Source organism: Streptococcus mitis (assembly GCF_008763935.1).
Lineage (GTDB): Bacteria > Bacillota > Bacilli > Lactobacillales > Streptococcaceae > Streptococcus > Streptococcus mitis_DB.
This window is the reverse complement of record NZ_VTQF01000004.1, coordinates 47,875-67,149: the sequence shown is the minus strand read 5'-3', so window position 1 is coordinate 67,149 and position 19,275 is coordinate 47,875. Positions and strand designations below refer to the sequence as shown.

Annotated in this window: 22 protein-coding genes; 17 read left to right on the top strand and 5 right to left on the bottom strand. The window is 41.2% G+C overall.

Going from position 1 to position 19,275, the window contains the following annotated elements; all coding sequences use genetic code 11:
• Positions 1-130: 130 nt before the first annotated feature.
• The gene (gene pepA, locus F9B91_RS07505) at positions 131-1,195 is read left to right on the top strand and encodes a glutamyl aminopeptidase (RefSeq protein ID WP_150922876.1); all 1,065 of its coding nucleotides are present in this window, start codon (positions 131-133) and stop codon (positions 1,193-1,195) included.
• Positions 1,196-1,216: 21 nt separating this feature from the next.
• Positions 1,217-1,513 (top strand): bacteriocin immunity protein, encoded by a 297-nt coding sequence (locus F9B91_RS07500; RefSeq protein ID WP_004260989.1) that lies wholly within the window; start codon positions 1,217-1,219, stop codon positions 1,511-1,513.
• A 96-nt stretch (positions 1,514-1,609) separates the two neighbouring features.
• On the opposite strand, the gene F9B91_RS07495 is transcribed toward F9B91_RS07500, so the two are convergent.
• Positions 1,610-3,241 (bottom strand): Na/Pi cotransporter family protein, encoded by a 1,632-nt coding sequence (locus F9B91_RS07495; protein WP_000026621.1) that lies wholly within the window; start codon positions 3,239-3,241, stop codon positions 1,610-1,612.
• 239 nt (positions 3,242-3,480) lie between these two features.
• On the opposite strand from F9B91_RS07495, the gene F9B91_RS07490 reads away from it, so the two are divergent.
• From F9B91_RS07490 to dnaJ, 12 genes are all read left to right on the top strand, one after another.
• A complete protein-coding gene (locus F9B91_RS07490) occupies positions 3,481-4,680 on the top strand; it encodes a phosphoglycerate kinase (protein ID WP_150922875.1) in 1,200 nt (399 codons plus the stop codon).
• 135 nt (positions 4,681-4,815) lie between these two features.
• Complete coding sequence (locus F9B91_RS07485) at positions 4,816-5,343, top strand: FUSC family protein (protein WP_150922874.1); 528 nt, start codon at positions 4,816-4,818, stop codon at positions 5,341-5,343.
• 76 nt (positions 5,344-5,419) lie between these two features.
• Positions 5,420-5,776, top strand: coding sequence for a transcriptional repressor GlnR (gene glnR, locus F9B91_RS07480; RefSeq protein ID WP_000659548.1), 357 nt, complete (start codon positions 5,420-5,422; stop codon positions 5,774-5,776).
• A gap of 36 nt (positions 5,777-5,812) precedes the next feature.
• Positions 5,813-7,159: a type I glutamate--ammonia ligase gene (gene glnA, locus F9B91_RS07475; RefSeq protein ID WP_001122886.1), complete on the top strand. Its 1,347-nt coding sequence runs from the start codon at positions 5,813-5,815 to the stop codon at positions 7,157-7,159.
• A 113-nt stretch (positions 7,160-7,272) separates the two neighbouring features.
• A complete protein-coding gene (locus F9B91_RS07470; protein WP_031233152.1) occupies positions 7,273-7,593 on the top strand; it encodes a PadR family transcriptional regulator in 321 nt (106 codons plus the stop codon).
• Positions 7,593-8,168 carry a DUF2812 domain-containing protein gene (locus F9B91_RS07465; RefSeq protein WP_060806109.1) on the top strand — a complete coding sequence of 192 codons (576 nt, stop codon included), beginning with the start codon at positions 7,593-7,595 and terminating at the stop codon, positions 8,166-8,168. Before F9B91_RS07470 ends, F9B91_RS07465 begins: the two co-directional genes overlap by 1 nt.
• Positions 8,169-8,202: 34 nt before the next feature.
• The gene (locus F9B91_RS07460) at positions 8,203-8,715 is read left to right on the top strand and encodes a DUF2812 domain-containing protein (protein WP_150922873.1); all 513 of its coding nucleotides are present in this window, start codon (positions 8,203-8,205) and stop codon (positions 8,713-8,715) included.
• A gap of 160 nt (positions 8,716-8,875) precedes the next feature.
• Positions 8,876-9,910 carry a heat-inducible transcriptional repressor HrcA gene (hrcA, locus tag F9B91_RS07455; RefSeq protein WP_150922913.1) on the top strand — a complete coding sequence of 345 codons (1,035 nt, stop codon included), beginning with the start codon at positions 8,876-8,878 and terminating at the stop codon, positions 9,908-9,910.
• Between the two features lie 26 nt (positions 9,911-9,936).
• Positions 9,937-10,461: a nucleotide exchange factor GrpE gene (gene grpE, locus F9B91_RS07450; RefSeq protein WP_000046038.1), complete on the top strand. Its 525-nt coding sequence runs from the start codon at positions 9,937-9,939 to the stop codon at positions 10,459-10,461.
• Positions 10,462-10,886: 425 nt separating this feature from the next.
• Positions 10,887-12,710 (top strand): molecular chaperone DnaK, encoded by a 1,824-nt coding sequence (gene dnaK, locus F9B91_RS07445; RefSeq protein WP_000034667.1) that lies wholly within the window; start codon positions 10,887-10,889, stop codon positions 12,708-12,710.
• A gap of 235 nt (positions 12,711-12,945) precedes the next feature.
• Positions 12,946-13,578 carry a DJ-1/PfpI family protein gene (locus tag F9B91_RS07440; protein ID WP_150922872.1) on the top strand — a complete coding sequence of 211 codons (633 nt, stop codon included), beginning with the start codon at positions 12,946-12,948 and terminating at the stop codon, positions 13,576-13,578.
• Between the two features lie 198 nt (positions 13,579-13,776).
• A complete protein-coding gene (gene dnaJ, locus F9B91_RS07435; RefSeq protein ID WP_150922871.1) occupies positions 13,777-14,913 on the top strand; it encodes a molecular chaperone DnaJ in 1,137 nt (378 codons plus the stop codon).
• Between the two features lie 77 nt (positions 14,914-14,990).
• Here the strand turns inward: dnaJ and F9B91_RS07430 are convergent, their stop codons facing one another.
• From F9B91_RS07430 to F9B91_RS07420, 3 genes are all read right to left on the bottom strand, one after another.
• On the bottom strand, positions 14,991-15,644 hold the full coding sequence (locus F9B91_RS07430) for a hypothetical protein (RefSeq protein WP_150922870.1): 654 nt from the start codon (positions 15,642-15,644) through the stop codon (positions 14,991-14,993).
• Positions 15,645-15,721: 77 nt separating this feature from the next.
• A complete protein-coding gene (locus tag F9B91_RS07425) occupies positions 15,722-16,003 on the bottom strand; it encodes a hypothetical protein (RefSeq protein WP_060627131.1) in 282 nt (93 codons plus the stop codon).
• A 9-nt stretch (positions 16,004-16,012) separates the two neighbouring features.
• A complete protein-coding gene (locus F9B91_RS07420) occupies positions 16,013-16,423 on the bottom strand; it encodes an HIT family protein (protein WP_150922869.1) in 411 nt (136 codons plus the stop codon).
• Positions 16,424-16,490: 67 nt separating this feature from the next.
• Here F9B91_RS07420 and F9B91_RS07415 point away from each other — a divergent pair, with 67 nt between their 5' ends.
• Together F9B91_RS07415 and F9B91_RS07410 are read left to right on the top strand one after the other, a co-directional pair.
• Positions 16,491-17,222: an ABC transporter ATP-binding protein gene (locus F9B91_RS07415; protein WP_004257505.1), complete on the top strand. Its 732-nt coding sequence runs from the start codon at positions 16,491-16,493 to the stop codon at positions 17,220-17,222.
• Positions 17,219-18,268, top strand: a complete 1,050-nt coding sequence (locus tag F9B91_RS07410; protein ID WP_150922868.1) for an ABC transporter permease — start codon at positions 17,219-17,221, stop codon at positions 18,266-18,268. Before F9B91_RS07415 ends, F9B91_RS07410 begins: the two co-directional genes overlap by 4 nt.
• 61 nt (positions 18,269-18,329) lie before the next feature.
• Here F9B91_RS07410 and F9B91_RS07405 read toward each other — a convergent pair whose 3' ends face one another.
• On the bottom strand, positions 18,330-18,659 hold the full coding sequence (locus F9B91_RS07405) for a helicase BlpT (protein WP_141230284.1): 330 nt from the start codon (positions 18,657-18,659) through the stop codon (positions 18,330-18,332).
• A gap of 276 nt (positions 18,660-18,935) precedes the next feature.
• On the opposite strand from F9B91_RS07405, the gene F9B91_RS07400 reads away from it, so the two are divergent.
• The gene (locus F9B91_RS07400; RefSeq protein WP_150922867.1) at positions 18,936-19,274 is read left to right on the top strand and encodes a LytTR family DNA-binding domain-containing protein; all 339 of its coding nucleotides are present in this window, start codon (positions 18,936-18,938) and stop codon (positions 19,272-19,274) included.
• The last annotated feature ends 1 nt before the right edge of the window (position 19,275 follow it).

Below are 19,275 nucleotides of genomic sequence, written 5' to 3'. Positions count from 1 at the left end.
GAAAGAAAAATTCCTGAAACAAGTGCTAAATCCCTCTTTTATAGGATAAACTTGCAAAACCCAATCCACCTTCCCGCTATCCTTCTCCTATAAAAAGTGGTAAAATGGATGAAAGAAAGAAGGAACTGAAATGACAACATTATTTTCAAAAATCAAAGAAGTAACAGAACTTGCTGCTATCTCAGGTCATGAAGCGCCTGTCCGTGCTTATCTTCGTGAAAAAGTGACACCGCATGTGGATGAAGTGGTGACAGATGGCTTGGGTGGTATTTTTGGTATCAAACATTCAGAAGCTGCAGATGCACCGCGCGTCTTGGTCGCTTCTCACATGGATGAAGTTGGTTTTATGGTCAGCGAAATCAAGCCAGATGGTACTTTTCGTGTCGTAGAAATCGGTGGTTGGAATCCTATGGTGGTTAGTAGCCAGCGCTTTAAACTCTTTACTCGTGACGGTCGTGAAATTCCTGTGATTTCAGGCTCTGTTCCGCCACATTTGACTCGTGGTAAGGGCGGACCAACCATGCCTGCCATTGCAGATATCGTCTTTGATGGTGGTTTTGCGGACAAGGTTGAGGCAGAAAGCTTTGGTATCCGTCCTGGTGATACCATCGTACCAGATAGTTCTGCAATCTTGACAGCCAATGAAAAAAATATCATCTCAAAAGCTTGGGACAACCGCTATGGAGTTCTCATGGTGAGCGAGTTGGCGGAAGCTCTGTCAGGTCAAAAACTCGAAAATGAACTCTATCTTGGCTCTAACGTCCAAGAAGAAGTTGGTCTTCGTGGTGCTCATACTTCCACAACCAAGTTTGACCCAGAAGTTTTCCTAGCAGTTGACTGCTCACCTGCTGGTGATGTTTATGGCGGTCAAGGCAAGATTGGAGATGGAACCTTGATTCGTTTCTATGATCCAGGTCACTTGCTTCTCCCAGGAATGAAGGATTTCCTTTTGACAACAGCTGAAGAAGCTGGTATCAAGTACCAATACTATTGTGGTAAAGGCGGAACAGACGCTGGCGCAGCTCATCTGAAAAATGGTGGTGTCCCATCTACAACAATTGGTGTTTGCGCTCGTTATATCCATTCTCATCAAACCCTCTACGCTATGGATGACTTCCTAGAAGCTCAAGCTTTCTTACAAGCCTTGGTGAAGAAATTGGATCGTTCAACAGTTGATTTGATTAAAAATTATTAAACCATAAGGGAGGTGGTAGGGATGGTAGAACCAAACCTAGAAAGCCTTGTGAAAGATCTTTACAATCATGCTCGACATGATTTGAGTGAAGATTTAGTTGCTGCTCTCCTAGAGACTGCTAAAAAACTGCCTACTACAAATGAGCAATTGCTGGCAGTTCGTCTCTCAGGCCTGGTCAATCGTGAATTGCTCCTAAATCCCAAACATCCGGCACCTGAGTTGCTCAACTTGGCTCGCTTTATCAAAAGAGAAGAAGCCAAGTACAGGGGAACTGCAGCTTCTGCGCTTATGTACGGGGAGCTCTTTAAAATGCTTTGATTCCATTGTGAATCAAAGCATTTTTCTATATGGTAGAAGAGCAATTCTTGATTAGGAGAAGAAAAAGCCATCCCATTTAGGATAGCTTCTTGGTTCTTAGATTTGTTCAGCGATGACCTTTTCAGCTAGATTCATAGCGTGATCAGACACACGAGTGTAGTGGGAAATGATGTCGATAAAGTTGACCCCAGCTTGTGTTGAACACTCGCCCTTGTTGAGGCGCTTGATGTGGGTCTTTCTGAGAACACGTTCCATATTGTTGATTTCTTTATGGCGGTCAATCAGACTTTGAGCTTTTTCAATATCATTGTTTTCTACACTATCAAGGGCATCCTTGATAAAGCCAGTAGTTTTTTGATAGATATCAGCCAATTCCTGCAAAGCAGCTTCAGAGAACTCAACATTTTTACGTTGAAGGTAGTCAGTTAGATTGATTAGGGCTTCTGCGTGGTCCCCAATCCGTTCCAAATCACGGGATGAATCCAGGATGTTGGTGAGCACTTCGCTTTCTTTCTGGCTAAGGGCTTCACTTGAAAGAGTAATAAGGTAACGAGTCAATTTTTCATCAATGGTATTGATGGCTTCTTCTGTCTTGTGGCCTTTTTCAGCTACCTTTTCATTAAGGTCAATGATGTAGTTGTATGAAAGGTCAAAGGCTTTAGAAGCATAATTTCCCAAGTGAAGGAGTTCTTTTTTGGCATTTCCGAGAGCGATTGATGGAGCTTGTTTAATCAAATGCTCATCAAGATAAAGTGGCTCGTACTTGACAACTTCATCTTCACCAGGGATGAGCTTGGTTACAAAGTAGGCCAAGGCTCCGATGAATGGAAATTGGATAATAGTATTTGTGATATTAAAGGTTCCGTGGGCGAAGGCAATAGTCATTTCTGGAGCCAGATTGAGTGTAGATTCAAACCATTGAATCAAGCCAGTGAAAGGTACAAGGAAGACAATACAGATAACCGTACCAATCACGTTAAAGGCGACATGGGCACCAGCAACACGTTTGGCAGCGATATTAGCTCCAAGAGAAGCAATAATAGCTGTAATGGTCGTTCCGATATTATCACCAAACAAGACTGGTAGGGCACCTTGTAGATCAATCAAACCACTTGCGTAAAGATTCTGTAGGATACCGATAGTTGCGGAAGAAGCTTGAATGAGTAGGGTTAGTCCAGTTCCGACAAAGACACCTAGAATAGGACTCTTGCTTAGTTCAACCATATAGTCTCTAAAGACTTGCAGGTCTTTTAGAGGTTCCATTGCACCGCTCATAAGATTGAGAGCGAAGAAGATACCACCTACACCAAAAATGATACGTCCGATGTTATTGATAGAGCGATTCTTGGTGAAGAAGAGACAAATCGCTCCGATGAAAAGCATTGGTAAGGCATAATCTCCTAGCTTAAAACCGATGATAAAGGATGTAACGGTAGTTCCAATATTGGCACCCATGACAATACCGATAGCTTGACGCAAGGTCAAAAGTCCTGCGCTGACTAGCCCCACTGTAATGACTGTGACACCAGAACTTGACTGAATTAGCGCCGTCATACCGATACCAACTAGCACACCGAAGAACGGATTGCTGGTATATTTGTCAATGTAAAAACGAAGGCGATCTCCAGCAGCTTGTTGCAAACCGTCTCCCATGGTCTTGATACTATATAAGAATAGTCCCAGACCACCTAAAAAGTGAAATAAAATTTCCTGCCAATTAATGGACATTTCTTTTTCCTCCGAAAAATAATAACGGAATTTCTCCTATTCTATTTTAAAGGATAAAAGTAAATCTAACAAGTGTTAAGCTAAGATTTTAGAAAGAAAATTCGTTAGAAAAAGCAAAAATAATATACTCTAGGATGTCACAAAGATTAAATATCGAAAAATCTTGTGAAATCTTTCCTTATATTTCCAAAGTGTGATATAATAGTTTCGAATAAAATAAATAAAGGGGTTTTTGTAACATGGCAAAACTTACTGTTAAAGACGTTGACTTGAAAGGTAAAAAAGTCCTCGTTCGTGTTGACTTCAACGTACCTGTAAAAGATGGCGTGATTACCAACGACAACCGTATCACTGCAGCTCTGCCAACTATCAAGTACATCCTTGACCAAGGTGGACGTGCTATCCTCTTCTCTCACCTTGGTCGTGTAAAAGAAGAAGCAGACAAAGCTGGTAAATCACTTGCTCCTGTAGCTGCTGACTTGGCAGCTAAATTGGGTCAAGATGTTGCTTTCCTTCCAGGTGTCACTCGTGGTGCTGAATTGGAAGCAGCTATCAACGCTCTTGAAGATGGACAAGTTCTCTTGGTTGAAAACACTCGTTACGAAGATGTTGACGGCAAGAAAGAATCTAAAAACGATCCTGAACTTGGTAAATACTGGGCATCACTTGGAGATGGTATCTTCGTAAACGATGCATTCGGTACAGCTCACCGTGCACACGCATCTAACGTTGGTATCTCAGCAAACGTTGAAAAAGCAGTTGCTGGTTTCCTTCTTGAAAACGAAATTGCCTACATCCAAGAAGCAGTTGAAGCTCCAGAACGTCCATTCGTGGCTATCCTTGGTGGTTCAAAAGTTTCAGACAAGATCGGTGTTATCGAAAACTTGCTTGAAAAAGCTGATAAAGTCCTTATCGGTGGTGGTATGACTTACACATTCTACAAAGCACAAGGTATCGAAATCGGTAACTCACTTGTAGAAGAAGACAAATTGGATGTTGCGAAAGCTCTTCTTGAAAAAGCAAACGGTAAATTGATCTTGCCAGTTGACTCAAAAGAAGCTAACGCATTTGCTGGCTACACTGAAGTGCGTGACACTGAAGGTGAAGCAGTTTCTGAAGGCTTCCTTGGTCTTGACATCGGTCCAAAATCTATCGCCAAATTTGACGAAGCTTTGACTGGTGCCAAAACAGTTGTATGGAATGGACCTATGGGTGTATTTGAAAACCCAGACTTCCAAGCTGGTACAATCGGTGTGATGGACGCTATCGTAAAACAACCAGGCGTTAAATCAATCATCGGTGGTGGTGACTCAGCCGCCGCAGCAATCAACCTTGGCCGTGCAGACAAATTCTCATGGATCTCTACTGGTGGTGGAGCATCAATGGAACTTCTTGAAGGTAAAGTTCTTCCAGGACTTGCAGCCTTGACAGAAAAATAAGATTTTATAAACAAGTCAAAGAAGAGAGGGATGAAAGTTCCTCTTTTCTTTTGCTTAAAATAAAAACGCTTCCTCTCAACTATTACTCATAAAAATCACCGATTTATGATAAAATGGAAATAGAAAGTTGAGATTATGAGTTATTTTAAAAAATATAAATTCGATAAATCCCAGTTCAAACTTGGTATGCGAACCTTTAAAACAGGTATTGCTGTTTTTCTAGTTCTCTTGATTTTTGGCTTTTTTGGTTGGAAAGGTCTTCAAATAGGTGCTTTGACAGCCGTTTTTAGCTTGAGGGAGAGTTTTGATAAGAGTGTCCATTTTGGGACTTCGCGTATTCTAGGAAATAGTATCGGTGGCCTCTATGCCCTAGTCTTCTTCTTATTAAATACCTTTTTCAACGAAGCCTTTTGGGTGACCTTGGTAGTTGTTCCAATCTGCACCATGTTAACCATTATGACAAATGTAGCTATGAATAACAAAGCAGGGGTTATTGGTGGTGTAGCGGCTATGTTAATCATTACCCTATCGATTCCGAGTGGCGAAACGATTTTGTACGTATTTGCGCGTGTATCAGAAACTTTCATGGGAGTTTTTGTCGCAATTATCGTAAATTACGATATTGATCGTATTCGGCTCTTTTTAGAGAAAAAAGAAAAATAATGTTACATTTTATAACATTATCAATTGACGTTTGTCTTTTTTTAGACTATAATAGACAGAAAGAAGGAAATTGTAAATGAAGGAAAAAGAATTTCGCCGAAATATGGCTGTTTTTCCTATCGGCAGTGTTATGAAGTTGACCGATCTATCGGCGCGTCAGATTCGTTATTATGAAGATCAAGAGTTGATTAAGCCTGATCGAAACGAAGGGAACCGTCGCATGTATTCCTTGAATGACATGGATCGTCTGCTTGAAATCAAAGATTATATCTCTGAAGGTTATAATATCGCTGCTATTAAGAAAAAATATGCTGAACGTGAAGCGAAATCCAAGAAAGCGGTGAGTCAGACTGAGGTGCGTCGTGCACTTCACAATGAACTCCTCCAACAGGGTCGCTTTGCTTCGGTACGATCACCTTTTGGTCGCGGTTAGCCAACCGCAAGTAGTCATACATTAAGGAGAAAACTCATGCCAATCACAGCTGCAGATATTCGTCGTGAAGTCAAGGAAAAAAATGTTACCTTTATCCGTCTCATGTTCTCAGATATTTTAGGAACCATGAAAAACGTCGAAATTCCTGCTACAGATGAACAGTTAGATAAAGTCTTGTCAAATAAGGCTATGTTTGATGGATCTTCTATCGAAGGTTTTGTACGTATCAATGAGTCGGATATGTACTTGTACCCAGACTTGGATACATGGACAGTCTTCCCGTGGGGAGATGAAAATGGAAGTGTTGCAGGTTTGATCTGTGATGTCTATACAACAGAAGGTGAGCCATTTGCAGGGGATCCTCGTGGTAATTTGAAACGTGCTCTTCGTCACATGGAAGAAGTGGGATTCAAATCCTTCAACCTTGGGCCAGAGCCAGAATTCTTCCTATTTAAACTGGATGAAAATGGGGATCCAACACTTGAAGTAAATGACAAGGGTGGCTACTTTGATTTAGCGCCTACTGACCTTGCAGACAACACACGTCGTGAGATTGTCAATGTCTTGACCAAAATGGGATTTGAAGTAGAAGCGAGTCACCACGAGGTTGCGGTTGGACAACACGAGATTGACTTCAAGTACGATGAAGTTCTCCGTGCTTGTGATAAGATTCAAATCTTTAAACTTGTTGTTAAAACCATTGCTCGCAAACATGGGCTTTACGCAACCTTTATGGCAAAACCAAAATTTGGTATTGCTGGATCAGGTATGCACTGTAATATGTCCTTGTTTGATGCAGAAGGAAACAATGCCTTCTTTGATCCAAATGATCCAAAAGGAATGCAGTTGTCAGAAACTGCCTACCATTTCCTTGGCGGTTTGATTAAGCATGCCTACAACTATACTGCCATTATGAACCCAACAGTTAACTCATACAAACGTTTGGTTCCAGGTTATGAAGCGCCGGTTTACATTGCTTGGGCTGGTCGTAACCGTTCGCCACTTGTGCGCGTGCCTGCTTCACGTGGTATGGGGACTCGTCTTGAGTTGCGTTCAGTGGATCCAATGGCTAATCCGTACATCGCTATGGCAGTTCTTTTGGAAGTTGGTTTGCATGGTATTGAAAATAAAATCGAAGCACCAGCTCCTATCGAAGAAAATATCTACATCATGACAGCAGAAGAGCGCAAGGAAGCTGGTATTACAGACCTTCCATCAACTCTTCACAACGCTTTGAAAGCTCTGACTGAAGATGAAGTTGTCAGAGCAGCTCTTGGAGAACATATCTATACTAGTTTCCTTGAAGCCAAACGAATCGAATGGGCAAGTTATGCAACCTTCGTTTCACAATGGGAAATTGATAACTATTTAGATCTTTACTAATATAGAAGAAAGATTGCCTGAGGGTGGTCTTTTTTCTTGTGTTTTATATCGAGATGTGATATATTTTATATAACGAGGTGCGATATATCGAACTGAATAGGAGGTGGTTATAAATGGAATTAACGGATAAGATTCGTCGAGTTTATCTTCCGATGACGGAAACGGGTTTTTATATCTTGTTCTGTCTGCAAAAGGAAGGTCATGGGTACAGTATTACGCAAAAGGTCAAGGAGATGACAGATTTGCAAGTTTCGATTAGTCCTGGAACTATGTATGGAACCTTGTCAAAGATGGAAAAGGATGGTTTGATTTCCTTTGTCCGCGAAGAGGAAAAACGGAAAATCTATCAGATTACAGACTTGGGACGCAAAGTCTTAGATATTGAATTGAAGCGTATTGAACGGCTCTATAGAAACAGTCGGGAGGAAGGATGATGGAAAAGAAAATTGTTTATCGAATTTTTACAATTGCGGATTATGAGAGGGAGGCTCTATACTTTAGAGAAATGCATGCTAAGGGCTGGAAACTTAGGAAAGTAAGCTATTCTATCTTATTGTTTGCAGTTAAGTATACCTTTGAAAAGTGTCACCCTGAGCAAGTGTCTTATCAGTTGGACTTTTACCCAATGGAAAAATCAGAGAGAGCTTCCTATTTACAACTGTTTAAAGACTGTGGCTGGGAGCATATTACAGACTTTAATAGTTTTTCCTATTTTAGAAAAGTACATTCTGAAATTGAATCGGATGCAGAGTTTGAAATTTATAATGACGCGGCCGGGAAGTTAGCTATGGTTAATCGCATTTTAAGACTGCGATTAGTACCTGTTTTACTTTTGCTAGCCATACATATACCATTCTTACTTAAGTTGCTCAATAAAAGTAATGCGTATGGTCTATGGAGTTTACTTGCGGTCGGGCTAGATATTTTCTTGTCTTTAATCCTTTTGTTAATAGTTGCCTATATTAGCTGGAAGTTATGGCATAAAAAGAAGGAATTATCAGATTTATGATAGGGTAGGTATGCTCAAAATTGGAGGGGAAGTCATGATAAATAAAAAGCAATTTCGGATTTTCACCATTGTTGATTTGGACAAGGAAGAAGAATATTTACATGAGATGCATTTGAAAGGTTGGAAGTATAGAACTAGTCGTTTTGGTTTTTTCTATTTTGACCAATGTCAACCAGATGATATCATCTACTGTATCTATGATTCTAGATTTCTTAAAAAGCATAAGCATGAACTGCAAGATTTTAGAAATAGCGGTTGGGAATTGATAGGAGCAGGTTCTTGTTCGATTCTTCGTAAACCAGCTTATGATATACTTTCAGAGGATCAAGTCTATATGAGTAAGGGGCTCAGATGGGAAGTTATGCGAAATAGACTTCGTTCATGCACAGTTGCTTTCTCAGGTGGTCTTGTTGTTTGTATGAGTTTGTTTCGAGAAGAACTGTCGCAATCTTTCTTTGTCATTTTTGCTCTATATGCCTTTATGATTTCTTATCTAATCTATGGTTTTTTTAGACTTAAAAGGAAATACCAAGTAGATGGAAGGTAGGGCTCTAGGTCTTCAGACTGATTTTTAGCACTCTTGGTAAAAGAGTGCTAATTTTTTGAGTTTTTATCTTGACATTCTCTTTTAAGGGTGTATAATAGAATCATAAGTTAGCACTTGAGTGTATCGAGTGCTAATCGATCAGACAGAGAGGAGTGATGAGGTGGTTACAGAGCGTCAGCAGGATATTCTAAATCTGATTATTGACATCTTTACCAAAACGCACGAACCTGTCGGTTCCAAAGCCTTGCAAGAGTCTATTAACTCTAGCAGTGCAACCATTCGTAATGACATGGCGGCTCTAGAAAAGCAAGGTTTGCTTGAGAAGGCTCATACTTCAAGTGGTCGGATGCCAAGTGTTGCTGGTTTTCAGTACTATGTAAAACACTCACTGGATTTTGACCGACTAGCTGAAAATGAGGTATATGAGATTGTCAAAGCCTTTGACCAGGAATTTTTCAAATTGGAGGATATTCTGCAAGAGGCTGCTAATCTACTGACAGACTTGAGTGGCTGTACGGTAGTGGCACTGGATGTTGAGCCGAGCAGGCAACGTTTGACAGCCTTTGATATCGTTGTTTTGGGGCAACATACAGCCTTGGCAGTATTCACTCTAGACGAGTCTCGAACGGTTACCAGTCAGTTTCTGATTCCAAGGAACTTTTTGCAGGAGGATTTGCTGAAACTGAAGAGCATCATTCAGGAACGTTTCCTCGGTCACACCGTTCTAGATATTCACTACAAGATTCGGACGGAGATTCCGCAGATTATCCAGCGTTACTTTACAACAACGGACAATGTTATCGATCTCTTTGAACATATCTTTAAGGAAATGTTCAACGAAAACATTGTGGTGGCGGGCAAGGTAAATCTCTTGAATTTTGCCAATCTAGCAGCCTATCAGTTCTTTGACCAACCGCAAAAGGTGGCTCTGGAGATTCGTGAGGGGTTGCGTGAAGATCAGATGCAAAACGTCCGTGTTGCAGACAGTCAAGAGTCCTGTCTAGCTGACCTAGCGGAGATTAGTAGCAAGTTCCTCATTCCTTATCGTGGAGTTGGAATTCTAGCCATTATCGGTCCAGTCAATCTGGATTACCAACAGCTAATCAACCAAGTCAATGTGGTTAATCGTGTTTTGACCATGAAGTTGACAGATTTTTACCGCTACCTCAGCAGTAATCATTATGAAGTACATTAAGATTGAAATCATTAAAGGAGGCGAAAATGGCCCAAGATATAAAAAATGAAGAAGTAGAAGAAGTCCAAGAAGAGGAAGTTGTGGAAACGGTAGAAGAAACAACTCCTGAGAAGTCTGAATTGGACTTGGCAAATGAACGTGCGGATGAGTTCGAAAATAAATACCTTCGCGCTCATGCAGAAATGCAAAATATCCAACGCCGTGCCAATGAAGAGCGTCAAAACTTGCAACGTTATCGTAGCCAGGACTTGGCAAAAGCGATTCTCCCTTCTTTGGATAACCTAGAGCGTGCACTCGCAGTTGAAGGTTTGACAGATGATGTGAAGAAGGGCTTGGAAATGGTGCAAGAAAGTTTGATTCATGCTTTGAAAGAAGAAGGAATCGAAGAAATCGCAGCTGACGGTGAATTTGACCATAACTACCATATGGCCATCCAAACTCTCCCAGCAGACGATGAACACCCAGCAGATACCATCGCCCAAGTCTTCCAAAAAGGCTACAAACTCCATGACCGCATCCTACGCCCAGCAATGGTGGTTGTTTATAACTAAGATACAAAGCCCGTAAAAAGCTCACAGTAAAAATAGGAGATTGACGAAGTGTTCGATGAACACAAGAAAATCTATCTTTTTTACCCAGAGCTTAGGGCGTGTTCGATTAAGCAATTCTGACAGTAGCAAAAGCAACTCGTCGTCGAAATAATATCGATTTCGACTCCTCGTGTTGTAACATAATAGGAATCTTGTCCGAAACGACAATAAACTATGAAGAAAGATAAAAAAGTAGTTCAGCTTTGCAATAGTGAGCGAAGCGAACCAAAGACGATACTCTTCGCCGTGGCGCTATTTGCGCAAACTTTGAGACCTTAGGCTCAAAGTTTAGTCAAAGAGATTAACGAAGTCAAGCTCTGACGGCGCCGCCACTTAAGAAGAGTATCAAAAAGAAAAAAAGAAGATAAATTTAAGGAGAAAAACACATGTCTAAAATTATCGGTATTGACTTAGGTACAACAAACTCAGCAGTTGCAGTTCTTGAAGGAACTGAAAGCAAAATCATCGCCAACCCAGAAGGAAACCGTACAACTCCATCTGTAGTCTCATTCAAAAACGGCGAAATCATCGTTGGTGATGCTGCAAAACGTCAAGCAGTTACAAATCCAGATACAGTTATCTCTATCAAATCTAAGATGGGAACTTCTGAAAAAGTTTCTGCAAATGGAAAAGAATACACTCCACAAGAAATCTCAGCTATGATTCTTCAATACTTGAAAGGCTACGCTGAAGACTACCTTGGTGAAAAAGTAACGAAAGCAGTTATCACAGTTCCTGCTTACTTCAACGACGCTCAACGTCAAGCGACAAAAGACGCTGGTAAAATCGCTGGTCTTGAAGTAGAACGTATTGTCAACGAACCAACTGCAGCCGCTCTTGCTTACGGTTTGGACAAGACTGATAAAGAAGAAAAAATCTTGGTATTCGACCTTGGTGGTGGTACATTCGACGTATCTATCCTTGAATTGGGTGACGGTGTCTTCGACGTATTGTCAACTGCAGGGGACAACAAACTTGGTGGTGACGACTTTGACCAAAAAATCATTGACCACTTGGTGGCAGAATTCAAGAAAGAAAACGGTATTGACTTGTCTACTGACAAGATGGCAATGCAACGTTTGAAAGATGCAGCTGAAAAAGCGAAGAAAGACCTTTCTGGTGTGACTTCAACTCAAATCAGCTTGCCATTTATCACTGCAGGTGAGGCTGGACCTCTTCACTTGGAAATGACCTTGACTCGTGCGAAATTTGACGATTTGACTCGTGACCTTGTAGAACGTACAAAAGTTCCAGTTCGTCAAGCCCTTTCAGATGCAGGTTTGAGCTTGTCAGAAATCGACGAAGTTATCCTTGTTGGTGGTTCAACTCGTATCCCAGCCGTTGTCGAAGCTGTTAAGGCTGAAACTGGTAAAGAACCAAACAAATCAGTTAACCCTGACGAAGTAGTTGCTATGGGTGCTGCCATCCAAGGTGGTGTGATTACTGGTGATGTCAAAGACGTTGTCCTTCTTGACGTAACACCATTGTCACTTGGTATCGAAACAATGGGTGGCGTCTTCACAAAACTTATCGATCGCAACACTACTATTCCAACATCTAAATCACAAGTCTTCTCAACAGCGGCAGACAACCAACCAGCAGTTGATATTCATGTTCTTCAAGGTGAACGCCCAATGGCAGCAGATAACAAGACTCTTGGACGTTTCCAATTGACAGATATCCCAGCTGCACCTCGTGGAATTCCTCAAATCGAAGTAACATTTGACATCGACAAGAACGGTATCGTGTCTGTTAAGGCCAAAGACCTTGGAACTCAAAAAGAACAAACAATTGTTATCCAATCAAACTCAGGCTTGACTGACGAAGAAATCGACCGCATGATGAAAGATGCAGAAGCTAATGCTGAAGCAGATAAGAAACGTAAAGAAGAAGTTGACCTTCGTAACGAAGTTGACCAAGCTATCTTTGCGACTGAAAAGACAATCAAGGAAACTGAAGGAAAAGGCTTTGACGCAGAACGTGACGCTGCCCAAGCTGCCCTTGATGACCTTAAGAAAGCTCAAGAAGACAATAACTTGGATGAAATGAAAGCAAAACTTGAAGCATTGAACGAAAAAGCTCAAGGCCTTGCTGTTAAACTCTACGAACAAGCCGCAGCAGCGCAACAAGCTCAAGCAGGAGCAGAAGGCGCACAAGCAACAGGAAACGCAGGCGATGACGTCGTAGACGGAGAGTTTACGGAGAAATAAAATAGTCCAGTGGACTATTTTATCCCGAGCTTGAAAATCGGGGAACGAGGTCGTCAAGAATGACTAATCACTAACGTGATTGTCCTTCTACGGTAATCGCTATGGCGACTGACCTAAACGCCTTACTAGTTCAAAAAAGTATAATCGAATTTGTTTTTGAACGTCGTAATGATAGGAAGAAATCCAGAGGTTGCAACCCAGCCTCTGTTTTTCGATAAAATAGAGGATGTTGCGTATGAAAAAAGTACTTTGTGTCATTTATCCTAATTTTTCTCTTTATGAGATAGCCTCTTTAACAAGTACTTTAGCTCTGTCTTTTGATATCACGATTGATTATGTAGCTTCAGATCATTTGATGGTGGTCTCTGAGGATGGTTTGCCCTGTCAACCGACGAAAACATTGGATCAAATCCGTATAGAAGATTATTCTTGTGTGATTTTGCCAGGAATGGTAAATATAGGTCCTGCTCTACAAGATGAGAAATTGATCTCGTTTTTGAGAAGTCTTAATGAGCAAGATATCCTAATTGCAGCTATTTCTTCAGCGCCTCTTTTATTGGCGAAAGCAGGCTTGTTGAACGACACGAAATTTACAGGTGGAATTTGGCAAAACTTCTTTGACTATTTTGAATTTCTTCCACGTGAGAATTTCCAACCGAAAGTTCTTGTCCAAGATAAACAAATCATTACGGCTATCGGTTTTGCACATCAAGAGTTTGCAAGAAAAGTGATTTTCGGTTTAGGGTTGGCAGAGAATACGGACAACTATTTTAAAGAACAGAACGAGTATGCTGAAGAGGATTTGATATTTACTCTATCAGATGAAGAGTTTAATCAAGTGAAGCAGAGTATAGAAAACAGCCTCTAAAGATTTACATGAAAATTATAGAAAGGAACAAAGGTGTTCAGGGAATTGAACACGGGTTTCCAAATTTCTTACTCAATATAACAGAAAGGAATTGAACCCGACCTAAATTCTCGGAAAAAAGATAAATCTGTCTAGGAGCATCGCTCCAGCGTCAGATTTCCTATTTTTCAGTTGAATTTTACGGTCTTGGTATCTTGTATGAACAATACTGAATTTTATGATCGTCTGGGGGTGTCAAAAAACGCTTCGGCAGACGAAATCAAAAAGGCTTATCGTAAGCTTTCGAAAAAATACCACCCAGATATCAACAAGGAGCCTGGTGCTGAGGAAAAATACAAGGAAGTTCAGGAAGCCTATGAGACTTTGAGTGACGACCAAAAACGGGCTGCCTATGACCAATACGGTGCGGCTGGAGCCAACGGTGGTTTTGGTGGAGCTGGTGGTTTCGGCGGTTTCGATGAGGCAGGAGGCTTCGGTGGTTTTGAAGATATCTTCTCAAGTTTCTTCGGCGGAGGCGGTGCTTCGCGCAATCCGAATGCTCCTCGTCAAGGGGATGATCTCCAGTATCGTGTGAATTTGACCTTTGAAGAAGCTATTTTTGGAGCTGAAAAAGAGGTTAAGTACAATCGTGAAGCAAGCTGTAGTACATGTAATGGCTCAGGTGCTAAGCCAGGAACAAGTCCAGTCACTTGTGGACGCTGTCATGGCGCTGGTGTCATTAACGTCGATACACAAACTCCTCTTGGTATGATGCGTCGCCAAGTAACCTGTGATGTCTGTCACGGTCGCGGAAAAGAAATCAAAGATCCATGTACAACATGTCACGGAACAGGTCATGAAAAACAAGCCCATAGTGTACATGTAAAAATCCCTGCTGGTGTGGAAACCGGTCAACAAATTCGCCTAGCAGGCCAAGGTGAAGCAGGCTTTAACGGTGGACCTTATGGTGACTTGTATGTAGTGGTTTCTGTGGAAGCCAGCGACAAGTTTGAACGTGAAGGAACGACTATCTTCTACAATCTCAACCTCAACTTTGTCCAAGCAGCTCTTGGTGACACAGTTGATATCCCAACTGTTCACGGTGATGTTGAATTGGTTATCCCAGAGGGAACTCAGACTGGTAAGAAATTCCGTTTACGTGGTAAGGGAGCTCCGAGCCTTCGTGGCGGTGCAGTTGGTGACCAATACGTTACAGTTAATGTCGTAACACCGACAGGCTTGAACGACCGCCAAAAAGCAGCTTTGAAAGAATTCGCAGCTGCAGGCGATTTGAAAGTCAATCCAAAGAAAAAGGGCTTCTTTGACCATATTAAAGATGCCTTTGAAGGAGAATAAAGCAAAAAGAGCCGTTGGGCTCTTTTTGTGTTATCTTTGAAAATTTAGCGTCGAAAAATCATTTTCCAGTTAGCCTATTATTTATACTTTTGCTTGAGTAAGCCAGCTGCATCCATCTCCTGGATAAGTTGCTTGAATTCTGCTTCCTTACCAGGCTTAATGGTAACGGTATCAATGTGTTTGATTGCTGAGTTATCCTGAATATCCACCAAAGTCAAGGCTTTTTCATAGAAAGCAATTCCCTTTTTTAGACTTTCCTGATCCTTCCAATATAGAACTGAGTAATCAGGATTTGGTTTCTTTCCGATTTCTTGTAAATAATTCCTACTTTCCTTCTCTAAAAATTGCAATAAACCATGATTGAACAAGTTATCCCCTACTTTATAGTATGAAATCTCTCCAGTCTGTAGGACATAGACTTCGAGTCGGTTTTTGGTGAGTTTTGGACTTTCTTTTAGGACAGAATGACTATTGATGACCTCATCTGAGAAAGTAACATAAAAATTTAAGCCCCCACCTTCGTATTTATATCTTCCATTTGATTTTACTTTCTTAGGAGGCATGTCAAGGGAGGTAAAGATTTGTTTTAAGTCTTCGTTCCCTTTTCGGATGTCACTCGGTGAGGCTCTGAAAGTAAAGAATAGTAGTAGAAATGCTAGGGCGGCAAGAAGGGTAAGGCAACCACAAGGGATCAGGATGATCTTAGCCAGATCTTTTAAGAAGTTTTTCATGATTATTCCCTTTCTATTCTGTTAGGATCTAGTAATCCTAAATGTAGCTAAGGGGATTCCAGTAAAGTTGGAGACTTTCATTTCCTTGCTTTTTCTTCTTGGAGAAGCGCCATTCGAGTCTGGATATCTTTTTCCAAGACCTTAAACTTGTAAGTCAGGTCTTCTTGATATTCCTTGATGAGTTCTTTTTGTTGGTCGATGATTTGCAGGCTATTTTGGATAATATCCACATCGTCCTTGATAGCTTGAACGCGGTCAGTGGTATTCAAGACTTCATCTGTGATGGTTTGGCGATTTTTTGTGACCAGATAACTTCCGGCTGCAGCTCCTGCAAATAGCAGTAGGTTGGATAATTTCATAACAACTCCTTATGCGTTTTTGATGGTTTCAGCGACTTGAGCAAGTTTGTCAAAGTCAGGTTCGTGGGCGATAAAATCAATCTTGAGGTCATCGTCCGCACTGTAGCGAGGCACGAGGTGAACGTGGGTATGAAAGACGGTTTGCCCTGCGATTTCTTCACAGTTGGTAATGATATTCATACCAGCAGCATTGGTAGCTTTCATGACTTTTTGAGCTACTTTTGGTACTTGGGCAAAGAGTTGGCTGGCGCTAGTAGCGTCCATTTCCAAGAGATTGCGATAGTGTTCTTTTGGCACGACCAAGGCGTGTCCTGGTGTCACTTGAGAGATATCAAGAAAGGCAAGAACTTGCTCATCTTCATATACTTTTGAAGCAGGAATTTCCCCTGCGATGATTTTACAAAAAATGCAATCTGACATAAAATCTACCTCTACTGTATTGAATTTTGATATAATATAGCTACATTATACCAGATTTGGAGAAAATATGTTAGAAATTAAAAATCTGACAGGTGGCTATGTTCATGTCCCTGTCTTGAAAGATGTGTCCTTTACTGTTGAAAGTGGGCAGTTGGTTGGTTTGATTGGTCTCAATGGTGCAGGAAAATCAACGACCATCAATGAGATTATCGGTCTGTTGACACCTTATAGTGGTTCCATCAATATCAATGGCTTGACCCTGCAAGAAGATGCGACTAACTACCGCAAGCAAATTGGCTACATTCCTGAGACACCTAGTCTTTATGAGGAATTGACCCTCAGAGAGCATATCGAAACGGTTGCCATGGCTTATGGTATTGAGCAGAAAGTGGCTTTTGACCTAGTAGAGCCCTTGTTAAAAATGTTTCGTCTGGACCAGAAATTAGATTGGTTTCCTGTTCATTTTTCAAAAGGGATGAAGCAGAAGGTCATGATTATCTGTGCTTTTGTGGTGGATCCTAGTCTTTTCATCGTGGATGAGCCTTTCCTTGGTCTTGATCCGCTGGCTATTGCAGACTTGATTCAGCTTTTGGAAGTGGAAAAGCAAAAGGGTAAGTCTATTCTCATGAGTACTCACGTGCTGGATTCGGCTGAGAAGATGTGTGATGCCTTTGTCATTCTTCACAAGGGAGAGGTGCGTGCCAAGGGGAATCTCCTGCAACTGCGCGAAGCCTTTGATATGCCTGAGGCTAGTTTAAATGATATTTACTTGGCTCTGACCAAAGAGGAGGAGCTATGAAAGACTTGTTTTTAAAGAGAAAGCAGGCTTTTCGTAAGGAGTGTCTTGGTTATTTGCGCTATGTTCTCAATGACCACTTTGTCTTGTTCCTGCTTGTTCTGCTGGGCTTTCTAGCCTACCAGTACAGTCAACTCTTGCAACATTTTCCTGAAAATCATTGGCCTATTCTTTTGTTTGTAGGAACTACGTCTGTTTTACTTTTGCTTTGGGGTGGAATTGCCACTTATATGGAGGCTCCAGACAAGCTCTTTCTCTTGGTTGGAGAAGAGGAAATCAAGCTCCACCTCAAGCGTCAAACGGGCATTTCCCTAGTCTTTTGGCTCTTTATCCAGACCCTTTTCTTGCTGTTATTTGCGCCCTTATTTTTGGCAATGGGTTATGGTTTGCCTGTTTTTCTGGTCTATGTGCTTTTATTGGGAGTAAGTAAATATTTCCTCTTTCGTCAAAAGGCCAGCAAATTTTTTACTGAAACTGGACTGAACTGGGACTATGTTATTTCTCAAGAAAGCAAGCGTAAGCAAGTCTTGCTTCGTTTCTTCGCTCTCTTTACGCAGGTAAAAGGAATTTCAAACAGTGTCAAACGTCGTGCCTATCTGGACTTTATCCTAAAGACTGTTCAGAAGGTGCCTGGAAAGATTTGGCAAAATCTCTATCTGCGTTCTTATCTGCGAAATGGAGACCTCTTTGCTCTCAGTCTCCGTCTGCTCTTGCTTTCCATACTGGCGCAGGTCTTTATCGAGCAAGCTTGGATTGCGACAGCAGTGGTGGTTCTCTTTAACTACCTCTTGCTCTTCCAGTTGCTGGCCCTCTATCATGCCTTTGACTACCAGTATTTGACCCAACTCTTTCCACTGGACAAGGGGCAAAAGGAAAAAGGCTTGCAGGCGGTAGTCCGAGGATTGACCAGTTTGGTCTTAGTAGTGGAATTAGTTGTTGGGTTGATTACCTTCCAAGAAAAACTAGCCCTTCTAGCCTTACTGGGAGCTGGTTTGGTTTTACTAGTCTTGTACCTACCTTATCAGGTCAAACGTCAGATGCAGGACTAACATTGTCTATATGACACTAAAAAAGAAGTTGAGTTCAGTTTGTCTCAGCTTCTTTTATTTTCTACAAGAGAATGGTTGGACCGTAGAGACTTAACTTGGTCTTGACTTGGTCAAAGTGGAAGCGGTCATAGGCCCGCCAAGCGGCGCGAGTAGGAGCATCTGGATCAAGAGCGCTGAGTCCCATGAGAAGACTGGAAGTCTGGTAAAATTTTTCCAGTTCAATCAAGACTCGATTGTCCACTGTCTCAGTCTTGGCTAGAAAACCAAGAATAGAGTCTAATTGTTCCTGAAAGCGGACGTCGTCAGCGGTTGCCTGTTTGCATGCTTGATAGGCTTTGTTTAAGTCAGTAATCAAAGTCTGAGCTCTTTTGATGGGGTCTGTGTCTGTCATGAAAATTCCTCCTTTAATCTGGGTGCCAGTCTTGGTTCTAGCAACTGTGTTTTGATACTGTTAGTCTACCATTTTTAGAGTTTTTTTCAGCCTCAAATCTTTAATTGTTCTTGAAATTTCCTGAATGGTACTGTTAAGATTTTATGATAAAATAGTTGTAAGCTCATCATGATGTTGTAGAAAAATAGTCCTTTTAGGAGTTTTCAAAGACTGTTTAGGATTGTATGTGCTTGTGTTAGACCTTTTCTGTTATTCTTTTCTTAGGAGGAGAATCCAATGAAACATATGATTATTCAGACACAGAAAACAGTCTATAAAGTAAACGTTGACGATATCTACTATATCCAAACACATCCAACTAAAGCCCATACCGTACAGATTGTTACAGAAGAGGCTAGTTTTAATATGGTTCAAAATTTAAGTAATCTTGAGAACCAATATGGGGAAAACTTGATGAGGTGTCATCGAAATTGTTTGGTCAATCTTGATAAATTAAAATCGATTGATTTTCAAGAAAGAATCCTTTTTCTCGGAGAAGAAGGTCAATACGCTGTCAAGTATGCCAGACGTCGCTATAGAGAAATTCGTCAAAAATGGTTGAAAGAAGGAGAGTAAG

Bases quoted from the DNA above. Each gene is read 5' to 3' on its own strand.
- pepA (WP_150922876.1), top strand. From the start codon at position 131: ATGACAACATTATTTTCAAAAATCAAAGAAGTAACAGAACTTGCTGCT.
- F9B91_RS07500 (WP_004260989.1), top strand. From the start codon at position 1,217: ATGGTAGAACCAAACCTAGAAAGCCTTGTGAAAGATCTTTACAATCAT.
- F9B91_RS07495 (WP_000026621.1), bottom strand. From the start codon at position 3,241: ATGTCCATTAATTGGCAGGAAATTTTATTTCACTTTTTAGGTGGTCTG.
- F9B91_RS07490 (WP_150922875.1), top strand. From the start codon at position 3,481: ATGGCAAAACTTACTGTTAAAGACGTTGACTTGAAAGGTAAAAAAGTC.
- F9B91_RS07485 (WP_150922874.1), top strand. From the start codon at position 4,816: ATGAGTTATTTTAAAAAATATAAATTCGATAAATCCCAGTTCAAACTT.
- glnR (WP_000659548.1), top strand. From the start codon at position 5,420: ATGAAGGAAAAAGAATTTCGCCGAAATATGGCTGTTTTTCCTATCGGC.
- glnA (WP_001122886.1), top strand. From the start codon at position 5,813: ATGCCAATCACAGCTGCAGATATTCGTCGTGAAGTCAAGGAAAAAAAT.
- F9B91_RS07470 (WP_031233152.1), top strand. From the start codon at position 7,273: ATGGAATTAACGGATAAGATTCGTCGAGTTTATCTTCCGATGACGGAA.
- F9B91_RS07465 (WP_060806109.1), top strand. From the start codon at position 7,593: ATGGAAAAGAAAATTGTTTATCGAATTTTTACAATTGCGGATTATGAG.
- F9B91_RS07460 (WP_150922873.1), top strand. From the start codon at position 8,203: ATGATAAATAAAAAGCAATTTCGGATTTTCACCATTGTTGATTTGGAC.
- grpE (WP_000046038.1), top strand. From the start codon at position 9,937: ATGGCCCAAGATATAAAAAATGAAGAAGTAGAAGAAGTCCAAGAAGAG.
- dnaK (WP_000034667.1), top strand. From the start codon at position 10,887: ATGTCTAAAATTATCGGTATTGACTTAGGTACAACAAACTCAGCAGTT.
- F9B91_RS07440 (WP_150922872.1), top strand. From the start codon at position 12,946: ATGAAAAAAGTACTTTGTGTCATTTATCCTAATTTTTCTCTTTATGAG.
- dnaJ (WP_150922871.1), top strand. From the start codon at position 13,777: ATGAACAATACTGAATTTTATGATCGTCTGGGGGTGTCAAAAAACGCT.
- F9B91_RS07430 (WP_150922870.1), bottom strand. From the start codon at position 15,644: ATGAAAAACTTCTTAAAAGATCTGGCTAAGATCATCCTGATCCCTTGT.
- F9B91_RS07425 (WP_060627131.1), bottom strand. From the start codon at position 16,003: ATGAAATTATCCAACCTACTGCTATTTGCAGGAGCTGCAGCCGGAAGT.
- F9B91_RS07420 (WP_150922869.1), bottom strand. From the start codon at position 16,423: ATGTCAGATTGCATTTTTTGTAAAATCATCGCAGGGGAAATTCCTGCT.
- F9B91_RS07415 (WP_004257505.1), top strand. From the start codon at position 16,491: ATGTTAGAAATTAAAAATCTGACAGGTGGCTATGTTCATGTCCCTGTC.
- F9B91_RS07410 (WP_150922868.1), top strand. From the start codon at position 17,219: ATGAAAGACTTGTTTTTAAAGAGAAAGCAGGCTTTTCGTAAGGAGTGT.
- F9B91_RS07405 (WP_141230284.1), bottom strand. From the start codon at position 18,659: ATGACAGACACAGACCCCATCAAAAGAGCTCAGACTTTGATTACTGAC.
- F9B91_RS07400 (WP_150922867.1), top strand. From the start codon at position 18,936: ATGAAACATATGATTATTCAGACACAGAAAACAGTCTATAAAGTAAAC.